Source organism: Cyclobacterium sp. SOCE241, assembly GCF_056867545.1.
Window position 1 is genome coordinate 1,501,615 of record NZ_CP149779.1, and the last position, 12,874, is coordinate 1,514,488.

Genomic DNA, 12,874 nt, shown 5'->3' on the forward strand with positions numbered 1-12,874 from the left:
TCGTTACTGTTTTCAATTTCGCCATAGCGGTGCTATGCTAAAATCTACAAACAGCCTGATTTTCTTGCAATTGCAACACTTCCTGTAAACACGAGACAGGCTTCACCCCTGACCTTGTCAGGGCGGAGAAATCCTTTTACATAATCCGAGTTAAATTCTATCTCCTTACTACAGAGGCACTTGATAAATAGTTGCTTGTTCACAAAAAGAATAGAGGTATATTTGAATGCTGCTGTATATATTTTTTAACAACTAAGGATTCTAGCAGACTTACAAACGACCACATGGAATATAAGCGGTTATTAAAAAACAATAAAGATTGGGTTCAAAAAAAACTGGGAAATGACCCTGATTTTTTCAGAAAACTAACCAAGGAGCAGAAGCCTTTACATTTATTCATTGGATGCAGCGACAGTAGGGTGACAGCAGAAGAACTTTTGGGTGCGGATGCCGGAGAAGTGTTCGTACATAGAAACATTGCCAATTTGGTTCCCAATAACGACAATAATTCCGCTTCAGTTATTGAATATGCCGTAGGTCATTTAAAGGTAAAGCATATTATTGTATGTGGACATTACTTGTGTGGGGGCATTGCTGCAGCTTTGGAGTCAAAGGACTTGGGTATACTAAACCCTTGGCTAAGAAACATAAGGGATGTTTACCGTTTACATTTTGAGGAATTAAATGCCATTACCGATGAAACCCTAAGATACAATCGTTTGGTGGAATTGAATGTTGAAGAACAGTGCATCAATGTTGTTAAAATGGCTGTTTGGCAAAAAAGTTTTTTAGACAACGGAGGCCCCATTATTCATGGGGTAGTTTTTGATATCAAAACAGGAAACTTGATAGATCTTAATATCGATGTCAATAAGATATTGAAAGAAGTAAGAAATATTTATGATTTAGGATCTTAATTAAGATACCTGTGCGTATCAAATTAAGCGATTATGGTTTAAACACCAAGGAAAAATCCCCTGAGACAATTAAATGGTAAGGGTATTTTCATCAAACAATTGCCCAAGGCATTTTCACTTTGGATTTCACCTTGGGAAACAATACAAAATCAGCTTCTCCAAAAAGCACAAAAGAATAAACCTCTTCTACCCCGATTTTTGCTTTAATTTTACTAAGCTCCCTGCTTTCAAGTGCCATATCATCAACAATCAGTATACGGTGGTGCCCATAAAAGTCCATACCCTGCTCTTGCTCCTCAGCTTTGGGTACAGCCAAGTCATTGGATTCAGAAGATTCCGAAAAATCCATGATTTTTAGGGCAACACCTAATTGATGAGCAATCATTAAAGCAGGTGCTTTTCCTTTTTCTGATAGACCCAATACCAAATCTATTTCCGGGAAGTCAAAACTGTATAAAGCATCACTTATTGCCTCAAATGTGATTTCTAAAGGATTGTTCATAATAAATTTATGGAATATTTTTCAAATTGAACCATTAAAAAATCGGCACCACCCATAATCTGTTAACTGATCTAAACTTATTCTTTATTACCATCACCTACCTTACAGGATGCAGCTTTTTAAATAAAACAAAGTAAGAATATTAGATAGCCTAAAAATCTAGTATTAAGTCAAAAATATAACTTGCAAGTAACAAACATAATCATTTTTTTAAATGACTAAATAACAACTACTTAAAGAAAATAAATTTTTAGTGGTCTAATAATTGCTTGTTTATCAATAAAACTATTAGACTTTAAAAAAATTAGAAGAACATATGCCGGTAATTGGTGAATTAATAAAAAAAGCAATCGAACTCGGGGGTAAACTAAGTACTGAGGACAGTCCTGAAAAAGCACAAGCAAAAGTTTTAAATCAATTATTAGATACTGCTAAAGACACCTCCTTTGGTAAGTACTATGGGTTTAAGAAAATCCTTGAGGCAAAGGACACCTCTCAGGCATTTCAGGAAAAGGTCCCTTATCATGATTACGACAAAATTTATAAAGAATGGTGGAATAAGATTAGAGAGGGACATGAAGACATCACCTGGCCCGGAATCAATCAATATTTTGCGGTTAGCTCTGGAACCACTAGCAATAGTAAGTATATTCCCGTAACCGATGAAATGATAGACTCGATCAGAAATACAGGTATACAGCAGGTGGTGAGTTTATCCAAATATGATTTACCACCTGATTTTTTGAGCGACAAATTATGATGTTGGGTAGTTCCACTGCCCTGAAAAAAACAATGGCTTTCTGGAAGGAGAAATAAGTGGGATAAGTGCCAGCCAAATCCCATTTTGGTTTCAAAGTTTTTATAAACCCGGCCCTGAAATATCAGCTATAGAAGACTGGGACCAAAGAATTGAAGAAATAGCAAAAAATGCAAAAGATTGGGATATTGGAAGTATTTCAGGTATTCCTTCATGGATTGAATTAATGATGAAGCGGGTTATTGCTTACCATGGAGTGTCCTCTATACATGAGATTTGGCCAAATTTGGCTGTATATACTCCCGGAGGGGTGGCATTTGAACCTCATAGAAAAAGTTTCGAGAAAAACCTGGCTCACCCATTAACCTATATAGACACCTATTTGGCTTCAGAGGGCTTTTTAGCCTTTCAAAACAGACCAGATACTGATGCAATGGCCTTGGTCCTAGACAATGGAATTTATTTTGAATTTGTTCCTTTTGAATCGGGAAATATGGATGAAAATGGTGCTGTCAAACCTGAGGCAAAAGCCTTGACCATTGATGAGGTGGAAGAGAACAAAGACTACATACTTTTGATTTCCACCGTTTCCGGTGCTTGGCGCTATATGATTGGAGATACCATTGCCTTTACAGATAAAGAAAAAGGGGAAATTAAGATCACAGGGCGAACAAAGTTTTTCTTAAATGTGGTAGGTAGCCAATTGGGGGTGCACCAAATGGACAAAGCCTTGGAGGCCATCCAAGAAAAATTTAATCTGACCATTCCGGAATACACCGTTGCGGCAATAGAAGAAAATGGAGATTACCTCCACCGCTGGTATCTGGGCAGAGATTCAGGTACTGCAGAGGAAGAAGATGTTAAAGACTTTTTAGATGCTTTTCTTCGTGAAAATAATAAAAACTACAATGTGGCTAGAAATAAGGCCTTAAAAAGTATTGATGTGAAAATTGTCCCCCTATCTACCTTCATTGCTTACAATGAAAAACAAAAGAAAAAAGGAGGGCAAGTAAAATTCCCACGGGTAATGAAAGCCAAACCTTTTAAAGAATGGGAGACTTTTGTCCAAAGCATTTAAACTTATTTGTGCATTTGAAACCAATTGACAGAATAATTGATTATTAGACATCAAGGGCTGAAAGGCGAAATGAATTAATACCGACTTCCCTTTTTCGACAATGTATAGATCAATGGATAAGTGCCCATTAAAATAATCCTGATTTCATTGCAAGAGGCAAGTAGGTATTCGAAGTCTTTGGGCTCCTATTGGTAAAGAGTTTTTCTAATACATCATGCTGATTTTTAAATCCCTTTCTTCTTCCAACTACAGGTATTTCTTTGCAGGTCAGGCCTTCTCAAATCTAGGGAATATGATGAAGCAAGTGGTAGTAGGCTGGTTGGTTTATAGTCTTACAGGCTCTGCCTTACTCTTGGGAGTGATTTCCTTTTCGAGAGAAATCTCGGCCTTCCTAATATCAATTTTTGCCGGAGTATTTGCTGACAAGTACAACAAACACAAACTCTTGATGGTTTGTCAGACGGTAATTGCTATCAATGCTTTGACCCTAGCGGTTTTTACAATTTCTGAAAATATAACTTTTAATATTTTATTGGCATTAGAAATAGTTTTTGGCTTGGTCAGTGGACTGGAAATGCCATCCCGGCATGCTTTTGTCAATGACCTGGTAGAGGATAAGGCCTACCTGACCAATGCCATCGCCTTAAATTCTTCCCTCTTTAATACTGCCAGAATTGTAGGCCCTGCCCTCGCGGGAATTCTTATCCCAATAATCGGTGAGGGTTATTGTTTACTACTTTATGCCCTTGCAAGCTTTTGCGTGGTAGGGCTCTTCACTTTCATTCAATACAAGCCTTTGGCCAACAATTCCTTAAAACAAAACTTCAAAAATGCATTCTCAGAAGGAGCCGGTTATGCTTTTAAAACCAAGCACCTTCGCTTTATCATGTTGTTTGTGGCTGCCATTACCCTTATTGGTATGTCTTATATGGTCATCTTACCTGTATTTGCAGCAGAGATATTTAATGGAGATGCAGTTATTTTCGGATACATGACCAGTGCTGTTGGACTGGGGTCCTTGATTGGTGCATTTTTTGTAGGTACTAAAAATAACGTTTTAGGTTTAGATAAGTTAATATTGATAGGAACAATTCTCTTTGGCATAGGTTTGAGTATATTTTCCTTTAGCTCAATTTTATGGTTATCCCTACTGGCTCTATTGGCTACAGGACTGGGCAGAGTAATCATCTTTACCGGATCAAATACTTTAATTCAATCCATTGCTCCTGAAGAAAAAAGAGGTAGGGTATTGAGTTTTTATATTATGCTGTTTATGGGATCCCTTTCCTTGGGCAGTTTTGTTATAGGGTTCGTCTCGGATTGGATTGGGGCTCCGGCTACGCTTGCATTGGGGAGTTTAGGCGTTCTCCTTTTGGCGGCCTATTACGCAAAAAGCCTTCCCCTGCTTAGAAAAAGGACTTATCGAGCCATAAAAAAATCTGAATTTCAGCTAACCTTACAACAAAACCCAAATTCAAAATGAAAGCATTACCACTATTGTTAACCAATACGATCACTTTTATTTTCACCTTATTTATCAATTACTTGGGAGGCTCCGGAGATTATTTTGGTAATTCAGTAGGTGACATCAGCGATGATTTCACCACCTTAATTACCCCGGCAGGCTATGCATTTTCCATTTGGGGCTTAATTTATTTGGCCTTAATTGCCTACCTTATCTATCAATGGATGGGTTATTTTAAAAAGCAAAACCAAACCTCTTTATTGCCATCAGGTATTTGGTTTATCGTAGCCAATTTGAGTAATGCCCTTTGGATATACGTGTGGGTGAATGAACAAATCCTCCTTTCTGTGTTGGTAATCCTAGTATTGCTCTTCTCATTGATTCAATTGGTGATAAGACTACGACTAGAAACCTATGATGCACCTTTGAAAACCATCTTTTTCGTATGGTGGCCCATATGCCTCTATATTGGCTGGGTGATTCTGGCTACAGTTTTGACCCTTTCTGTAGGAATCAAAAATACAGGAATATTGGAGGGTATTTGGACAGAAACAGGCTGGGCTGCTATGGTACTTATCGTGGCCACTACTATCTATGGCTTGTTAACCTATTATAGAAACATGAGGGAAGCGGCATTGGTAGGTGCTTGGGGAATAACAGCAATTGCTGTCAAGCAATGGGAATTGAATGCCACCCTAAGTACTGTGGCTCTGGTATTGACAGGGGTCTTAATTGTAATTGCAGGTATACACGGCTATATCAATCGCAAGACATCCATTCCTGCAAAAATGGCTGACTGAGTATTTTAGCCAATATATGAAGATCTTTAGGTTTATATTTTAGCATCAAGAAAATACTTCTTCATTATTTTCTCTGCCAATTTATTTTGGGGAGTAAAATCAGGTTCGCGTACTTTGGGTACAGGATACCATTTCCAAAAATACACCCCTTGCATCCATGGTTTATCCCAGACAGCTTCAAAAATGCCTCATAACATAAGGCTTGGACCTCCTCTGAGAGGGCTGCATCTTGTCTTTCATTGGGCCAAACCCATGGAGAATGTGCAGCATCTTCTGTATTACAATAACCAATTTCAGTAAATATCACCGGCTTTTGGAAGGTGATATTTGTTTGCTCTATTTCCGGGATTACTTTTTCCCAGCCTTTAATTAATTGGGTCAAATCAGGAGCATTTTGATGGTCGACCAAAGGGAAATATGCCTGAATACCTATATAATCCAAAGCATCCCAAAAATTCACCTTTTGGTATTCGGTAAAATTCGCTGCATAAGTTAGCTTTCCGGTGTACACCTCACGTATGTCATGAATAATCTCCCGCCACTTTTTCTCTTTGTGACTGGCCTTTTCCAACTCAGTACCAATGCATAAAATAGGGATACCTTGCTTTTCGGCTATTCGAGCGTAATAAAGAATAAAGTCTTTATAATTGTCAAACCACAAGTTCCAGTCTTGCTCATTGCTCATGGCTATTTCTCCGGGCCAAGACCCACGTACCCATATATGTGGTTTCAAAATATCGGTAATCCCCAAAGCCTTGGCCGTGTCGGAAGTAGACAAGAGTCCATTGCTACTTTCTCCCCACCAGGTTTTGTTGCGGTGTTTTTCCCAATTCAAGTCAGGCTCCGAAACAGACTTCTGCCAACCAAATGGTGTTTGAGAGAGATGGCTCACACCCAATTCCTTTAGGGATTGTAATTCCCCTCCTGTAAATGGATTTCTGGTACCTACCCAGCATACGCCTTTGTGCTTTTCTCCTTCATAGGAGGCCAGTTTTTTATTGCTTTCACAAGAAAAGTTAATTGATGCACAAATGATAAAGAACAAGGATAGCAAACCTTTACTTAAGTTATAATGCATCATGATTTTTCTTTTTGACTAATATATAAAGGAAACTTATGATCATCAATAGGTAAACCCAACTAAAAGGTAGCGCGATAAGAATTAATAACTGACTAACAGCCTGTAGCAACTGCTCTTTGCCTATAAATAAGGTGGCAATGGTAAAAACAGATAGGATCAGCCCCCACCCTAACAAATGTTTATTGTTTGGTTCTCTATTTCCGTTGTCAGCAAACATTCCCAATACATAGATGGCAGAGTCCAGGGAAGTGATAAGAAAAGTAAAGACCAATAGGAAGGCCAATATTTTCATTATACCACCAAAAGAAAAACTATCAAGAAATACGAAAATAGATCCGTATAAAGAATCAAATTGACCTTGGTAATTTTCCGGCTTTCCGATCAGCTCAAAAGCAGAGGAGCCAAAAACTGAAAACCAAAGAAAGGTGCCTAAGGAAGGTACAAGAATCACCCCAAAAATAAATGCGCGGAAAGTCCTTCCTTTAGAAATCCTTGCTATAAATACACCTGTAAACGGTGCCCAGGACAACCAAAATGCCCAATAAAAAAAGGTCCAATCCATCAAAAACTCCTGAGAGACACTTTTGTCTCCATAATTCAGACTCATGGGTATAAAATCATAAATATAGGCAGCGATCGATAAGCCGAAATTATTGATAATGCCTAGGATATCCCCTGAAAATAAGGTGGCCAACAACAAGAATAAGGAAACGGAAATATTAAATCTTGAAACATTTCTAATTCCCTTACTTAGCCCAGAAAAGGCGGATAAGGTCGCAAGACTACCCAAAAACAAAACCACAAAAGCATTGTTGCCGTAGCTTATTTCAACATCCACGAACAATTGCTGAAATCCTACCAAAAGTTGCCTACTGCCCAGCCCTACAGCTCCTACCACGCCAAATAAAGTACTAATTATGGTAATCACATCCACAATGACGATCAAAACAGGCTTACGGTATCTCCCCACCAAAAGTGAAGAGCTGAGCATCAGCCTCCCCTTTCCGTAAACCAAATAACCCACCATCAATCCAAAAAGCCCATAAAAGCCCAAGGGGTAAAACCCCAATGAAAAAAAGTATACTCCAATGCAAATACCTCTGAAGACAAATCTGTGGCTCGGGGAGGTTTGGTAAAATAATAAACCGGTTCTTGCACGGCCCGCAACATCAATCCTGCCCCCATCCCTGTACTGTACAACATGGCAATCCACGAAAACCAGCCATAAGCCACCGGCCCTTCCCCAATTTTTAATTTCCCCCATGGTGAAATGGCTATGCCTAAAAGCAATAAAACCATCAATAAGCCCAATACCAGGTAATAATTGCCAAACACAGCTAATGTGGATGCAGCGGCAACTACCAGGTTCTCCCTAATTCCCAAAGGAAAAGTAAAAGCCAAAACCAAAAAAACAGGCACAAAGAAATGGCTACTACAAAAGTTGGTTGGCGGTAAAAATTCACAATAGAAGGTTTATATTTCTTTCAATTTAAACATAAATCAGCTAGTTAACCAAAAAAATTACGTGAAATTATAACCACCTGAATCCTTGAAATCCTCCGCTTGTTCCTGTTAAATAAAGATAAATGATCGGAGCAACACTAGCGGCTGAGCGAAAAGACTTACGGCGAATAGGGAAATAGAGAAGATTATAATTTTTTAACCAGCTTATAAATTATATAAATGATTAAAATCACAAGAAGACCCCTGAAATCTGCCAAAAAATCAAGGACTCTCCATGTAATGTTATTCCGTTATTTGCATCCAAATTAAAGGTAATTAGTTTAGAAATAATTTAATGAAGAAAAAAATATATCTCCATCAAAAATTATTCAACGCTAAAAAGCTAGATTTTAAGGAGACCGAGATAGGATAGTAAATCTCATTTATCCTGTGCTAAGTTACTATGCCCTTTCAGCGCTAAAATGAAAAAATATCCGTTTATAAGTTCATTTACAACTAAAATATTAATGAATTTAAACATCAATTCCTACAAATCAATCCCGGCCCTGAAAGGGCCAAATATAATAGCACAGGGTGAAGCCCTGTGTGGAAAATCAGTATTGCAACCTAAGCCCTGCAGGGGCGAAATATTTGAGCAATTCGGGATTTATAAGTAATGAATACTTGTCCTAAATTATGTTTACCGATTATTATTCAAATACTACTTTGGGTTTACAGTTCACGTAAAAAAATCCCCTTTACCCTCCGCCGTGGCGGAGGGATTTGTATCGTTTGTATTAGCGAATACATTTTTACATTTCACTTTCTCAGACCAATCTAAAAGCTAAGGGCTTTTAAGAAAATTTTGACACCTATCTGTTAGGAAAACAATGGGCTTTATCCCAAATAGGGGTACTTCATAAGTCCCCCTATCCACTTAAAAAGTCACCTCCCCCACTTCGCAAATAGGTAGGTGGACTTAAAACTGACAAGCTTGAGGTTATAAACTCAAACGTTGGAGTTCAGAAGTGGGGCTTTTCACCTCAAAACTGAAAATTTCCACTAAAAAATGACAGCATTTTGATTAATATCTAAAAAGACTGACATTTTTACCGGAAAATGCTGCTCTCAAAAACGATTTGGGGTACTTCGGAAGTGGGTAAGGGGACTTCGGAACTCCTCCTGTCAGGTTTTTATATGGAAGCGAGCAGTTAGGAAGTGGGGAGTTGAAGTTAAAAAGTGGAAATGTTCGGCTTTTTGGTTAAATATTCGTGTTTTTAGGTTCAGCTTTGCAGTAAAAACTGACAAGAATGAAGGAAATAAACGCAAGAGCGAAGTAAAAACATGCTAGAAACTGTCTTTTAAGTAGAACGTTGACAAGAGATATAGTATTTTTCAAGAAAAAGAAGACAAAAAAAATAGGTACAGCCTGAAACATCCCGACTGTACCTATCAACTTGTTGTAGGTGACATAAGCAACTTTTCTTTTTTAGGTTTCAGTTCAATTGGATGCCCTATTTGCTGATTTATCAAATCTTTGTTTCAGGTCTTCAAAAATCACCTTGGCATCGGCAGCATTTACTTTGGCACCATACTTCACTGAATTGTAATAACTGAGCGCTCCCACATAGGCCTCTGAGCCTGCCATCATCAGGGTATCGTTTAGATTGCTTTCCAACTGCTGCAAATCTCTTAGCAGCGGCATCAGCTCTTTTACAGCCATCCAGTCTTTCTCCAATTCTTTCAAATCAACGTAAGGAGGTAAAAACTGATTGTCTGATTGGGCATAATCCATTACCTTTTCCACAAAGGGAAGGGTGCCATCACTCATTTTGGGTACTGTCTGACGCTCGGATGGGCTAAGTGCAATCAGCTGTGGACCAAGGATGGTTTTTAAGGTGGCCAAAGCTTCTTTTACCGCCTGAAGATCGGCTTCCGGAAATTGAATAGAAACTGCATTTTTCGTAATCATAAGATGGTTATTTAGGATAAAACATAATTAATTCTATTCAAATTACTTTTTTAGGTTTTAAAATGCAAATAAGTTAATATGAAATTTACTAAATAGTTAATATGAAAAGATGGATTTATTTATTTATCTTTCAATAATTTGAATTTTAACCGAAATTATCCGGATCCTGAAAGGGACAAACTGAGATTGCCACCCTTTCCTCAGGATTTAAATTTTCACCTATTTCCACAGGGCTGACACCCTATGCTAGGTTACTATGCCCTATCAAGGCTAAAATGAAAAATACCAGGAATATAAGAGCATTCTTAATTAAAAATTCAATAAGGTTAAACAGCAACTCCTTCAAAACAACCCGGCCCTGAAAGGGTCAGATATAATAGCACAGGGTGAAGCCCTGTGTGGAAAATCAGTATTGCAACCTAAGCCCTGCAGGGGCGAAATTTAATTCTATTTTCTTCCAAAAAATAAAAGAAAATCAAAAAAAATTAATCTTAATTCTCGTTTTCGAAAGGGAGTGTTAGCTCAACTCTGTCTGGCTTCCCTTCGGGGGGCTAGCCCCCCGAAGGAGAATTCACTATTTTTTTAGGTCTCTGTGTTCAGATCAGTTCTAATTCCCTCAAATCTAATAGCTAATTGCTGGACTGTCAAGCCCCAATTCTGCAAAGGTGATGTCCACTTTTTCTCAATCCGCCTAGTGACCAGATATACAAGCTTCATTAAGGCCATATCAGAGGTGAAGGCTCCTTTGGTCTTGGTTACCTTCCGTACTTGTCTGTGAAAGCCTTCTACGGTGTTTGTGGTATAGATCAGTCGTCTTATGGGCTGGCTATACTCAAAGTAGGTACTCAATCGGTCCAGTTATCATTCCAGGAACGAATCACCACTGGATATTTCTTTCCCCATTTTTCCTCCAAATCCAATAGAGCTGTTTCTGCCTGATCTTTAGTATCAGCCTGGTAGACCAATTTTAGATCCTTCATAAAGACCTTTTGCTCTTTACTGGCCATACTTGAGGCTATTACGGATCTGGTGAACCACACAGAGTTGGATGTCGGCTTTTGGGAAAATTGAATGAATGGCCTGAGTAAAGCCGGTCAAGTTGTCGGTACAGGCTATTAAGATGTCTTCGACACCACGATTATTTAGGTCTGTAAGTACCTGTAGCCAGAAATTGGCTCCTTCGCTTTTCAGAAATATACATTCCTAAGATCTCCTTCCTGCCTTCCTTGTTGATACCCAACACATTGTACAGCGCCTTGTGTTGGACCTTTCCCTCTTCCCGGACCTTAAAATGCATCGCATCAAGCCAAACAATACAATATACCAGATCAAGAGGACGGCTCTGCCACTGCTTTACCTTTGGTACAACCCGGTCAGTGATCTCGCTGTAGACATGGGTGGATATCTCCGTATCGTACATCTCAGAAATATGATCCTGAATATCCCGTAGGCTGTTACCTAAACCGTACATAGCAATGATTTGCTTCTCAGGTTGTCTGCCAGGATACGTTGTCGCTTTTCAATAATCTGGGGCTGGAAATACTATGGCGATCTTGAGGTGTCTCGATATCAACTTCCCCATGACTGCTCTTGACAGTCTTCCGCCCCTTGCCATTACGCTTATTTCCAGCCTCACGGCCAGATTCATCGCTTCTCAGATGACCTTCCATCTCCGCTTCAAGAGCTTCTTCGAGAAACTCTTTCAGCATGGGAGCAAACGCTCCATCTTTACCAAATAGGGGCTCTCCGTTTTTTTAAATTGTCTTAATGCTTTCTTTTAGGCTTTCTTTTTTCTTGTGTACTCATGTCTTATACTTATAAAATTTAAAACTAAATTCCAAGCTTAGACAGAGTTAAGATTACAGTCTCTTTCGAAATAGTTTATTATCTCTTCAATTTTTTTAATTGTATCTTTCAATTCTTTTTCATAATGTATCAAATATCTTTCATAGCTTAAAAAAATTCTTCCTTTTCCATACATAACATGTTAAGGGATTCACTTATTTCAAATCCTTCATAACATATACCTGAAGTATCATCCTTAATCTGTTTCTGAAAAATAGATTTGATCGGATAAACATAATTTTTCATGAAAAATTTATTGGACTCATTATTTACATTATAGGATTTATCGATATTTGTTTTCAATTCTAAAATTTGATCCACATAAATTGATTCAGGATTTATAAGGAAAAACTGGTAAACAATACTATGAAACTCTGCAACTTTTTGACTCCATTTTTGATTCCAAACCTCTTTTTTGTCACGAGTATCAAAGAATTTTTCTTTTACCTCCCGAATAGAAAGTATCAAAAAATCTATGTGACTTTCTAAACGATGTAAATTAATTGAATTAACCTTACTATTTCCTTTATTACTTAAAACAAATGCATCGAATAATTCTTCATTATTGATTGAGGCTAACTTATGTAATTGATTTTGGTTAAAAATAAGCTTTGGAGATTTAGAGTCAGACAGTTCTTTAATTTGATTTGTCAATAAAACTACTTGCCGGTCTACTGACTCAAGGGAAAAATTAATCCATGAAATATAGAATTCCCGGATTCTACGCAATTTCTTTTTTTGATTCTTCGATTAATCAGAAAACTAGAAAAAAGACCTAAGAGGAATACTACAAGAATTTTGGCAAACTCAAAAAGAATTTTCCAAGCGTTTTCGCTAATAATTATTTCCTTTAGATGGTTCACCCATCACCCCTTCCACAATCTTAATCTCATCCTCCGTCAATCCATACAATTGATACACCAACTGATCAATTTCTTGGTCTATGCGGTTGATTTCTGTTTGTAGTTCTTGGGCTTTGGCTTTTTGTTCGTTGAAATAAGCCATCCATTCGGC

Annotated in this window: 8 protein-coding genes and 3 pseudogenes; 4 read left to right on the forward strand and 7 right to left on the reverse strand. The window is 38.0% G+C overall.

Translation table 11 applies throughout. The annotated features are described in order from the left end of the window. Positions 1–284: 284 nt before the first annotated feature. Positions 285–917, forward strand: coding sequence for a carbonic anhydrase (locus WG932_RS07360; protein ID WP_483087486.1), 633 nt, complete (start codon positions 285–287; stop codon positions 915–917). A gap of 91 nt (positions 918–1,008) precedes the next feature. On the opposite strand, the gene WG932_RS07365 is transcribed toward WG932_RS07360, so the two are convergent. Then, positions 1,009–1,419 (reverse strand): hypothetical protein, encoded by a 411-nt coding sequence (locus tag WG932_RS07365; protein WP_483087487.1) that lies wholly within the window; start codon positions 1,417–1,419, stop codon positions 1,009–1,011. 316 nt (positions 1,420–1,735) lie between these two features. On the opposite strand from WG932_RS07365, the pseudogene WG932_RS07370 reads away from it, so the two are divergent. The 3 genes and pseudogenes from WG932_RS07370 to WG932_RS07380 all read left to right on the forward strand — a co-directional run bounded on the left by WG932_RS07370 (position 1,736) and on the right by WG932_RS07380 (position 5,519). Further along, positions 1,736–3,254 (forward strand): annotated as a pseudogene (locus WG932_RS07370) (GH3 family acyl-acid amido synthetase). 214 nt (positions 3,255–3,468) lie between these two features. Then, on the forward strand, positions 3,469–4,737 hold the full coding sequence (locus WG932_RS07375) for an MFS transporter (RefSeq protein ID WP_483087488.1): 1,269 nt from the start codon (positions 3,469–3,471) through the stop codon (positions 4,735–4,737). Then, complete coding sequence (locus WG932_RS07380) at positions 4,734–5,519, forward strand: hypothetical protein (protein ID WP_483087489.1); 786 nt, start codon at positions 4,734–4,736, stop codon at positions 5,517–5,519. The genes WG932_RS07375 and WG932_RS07380 overlap by 4 nt, the downstream gene beginning before the upstream one ends. 64 nt (positions 5,520–5,583) lie before the next feature. Here the strand turns inward: WG932_RS07380 and WG932_RS07385 are convergent, their stop codons facing one another. The 6 genes and pseudogenes from WG932_RS07385 to WG932_RS07410 form a co-directional block, all read right to left on the reverse strand. Beyond that, complete coding sequence (locus tag WG932_RS07385) at positions 5,584–6,600, reverse strand: glycoside hydrolase family 113 (RefSeq protein WP_483087490.1); 1,017 nt, start codon at positions 6,598–6,600, stop codon at positions 5,584–5,586. After that, positions 6,587–8,019 (reverse strand): annotated as a pseudogene (locus WG932_RS07390) (BCCT family transporter). Before WG932_RS07390 ends, WG932_RS07385 begins: the two are co-directional and overlap by 14 nt. A gap of 1,525 nt (positions 8,020–9,544) precedes the next feature. Further along, on the reverse strand, positions 9,545–10,015 hold the full coding sequence (locus WG932_RS07395; RefSeq protein ID WP_483087491.1) for a hypothetical protein: 471 nt from the start codon (positions 10,013–10,015) through the stop codon (positions 9,545–9,547). 582 nt (positions 10,016–10,597) lie between these two features. Further along, positions 10,598–11,769, reverse strand: a pseudogene (locus WG932_RS07400) (IS256 family transposase); the annotation flags it as partial. A gap of 199 nt (positions 11,770–11,968) precedes the next feature. Further along, the gene (locus WG932_RS07405; protein ID WP_483087492.1) at positions 11,969–12,514 is read right to left on the reverse strand and encodes a hypothetical protein; all 546 of its coding nucleotides are present in this window, start codon (positions 12,512–12,514) and stop codon (positions 11,969–11,971) included. A gap of 180 nt (positions 12,515–12,694) precedes the next feature. Next, entirely contained in the window at positions 12,695–12,865 is a 171-nt protein-coding gene (locus WG932_RS07410) for a hypothetical protein (RefSeq protein ID WP_483087493.1), read from the reverse strand. Positions 12,866–12,874: the final 9 nt, after the last annotated feature.

Bases quoted from the DNA above. Each gene is read 5' to 3' on its own strand.
- WG932_RS07380 (WP_483087489.1), top strand. From the start codon at position 4,734: ATGAAAGCATTACCACTATTGTTAACCAATACGATCACTTTTATTTTC.
- WG932_RS07360 (WP_483087486.1), top strand. From the start codon at position 285: ATGGAATATAAGCGGTTATTAAAAAACAATAAAGATTGGGTTCAAAAA.
- WG932_RS07365 (WP_483087487.1), bottom strand. From the start codon at position 1,419: ATGAACAATCCTTTAGAAATCACATTTGAGGCAATAAGTGATGCTTTA.
- WG932_RS07385 (WP_483087490.1), bottom strand. From the start codon at position 6,600: ATGATGCATTATAACTTAAGTAAAGGTTTGCTATCCTTGTTCTTTATC.
- WG932_RS07395 (WP_483087491.1), bottom strand. From the start codon at position 10,015: ATGATTACGAAAAATGCAGTTTCTATTCAATTTCCGGAAGCCGATCTT.
- WG932_RS07375 (WP_483087488.1), top strand. From the start codon at position 3,469: ATGCTGATTTTTAAATCCCTTTCTTCTTCCAACTACAGGTATTTCTTT.
- WG932_RS07410 (WP_483087493.1), bottom strand. From the start codon at position 12,865: ATGGCTTATTTCAACGAACAAAAAGCCAAAGCCCAAGAACTACAAACA.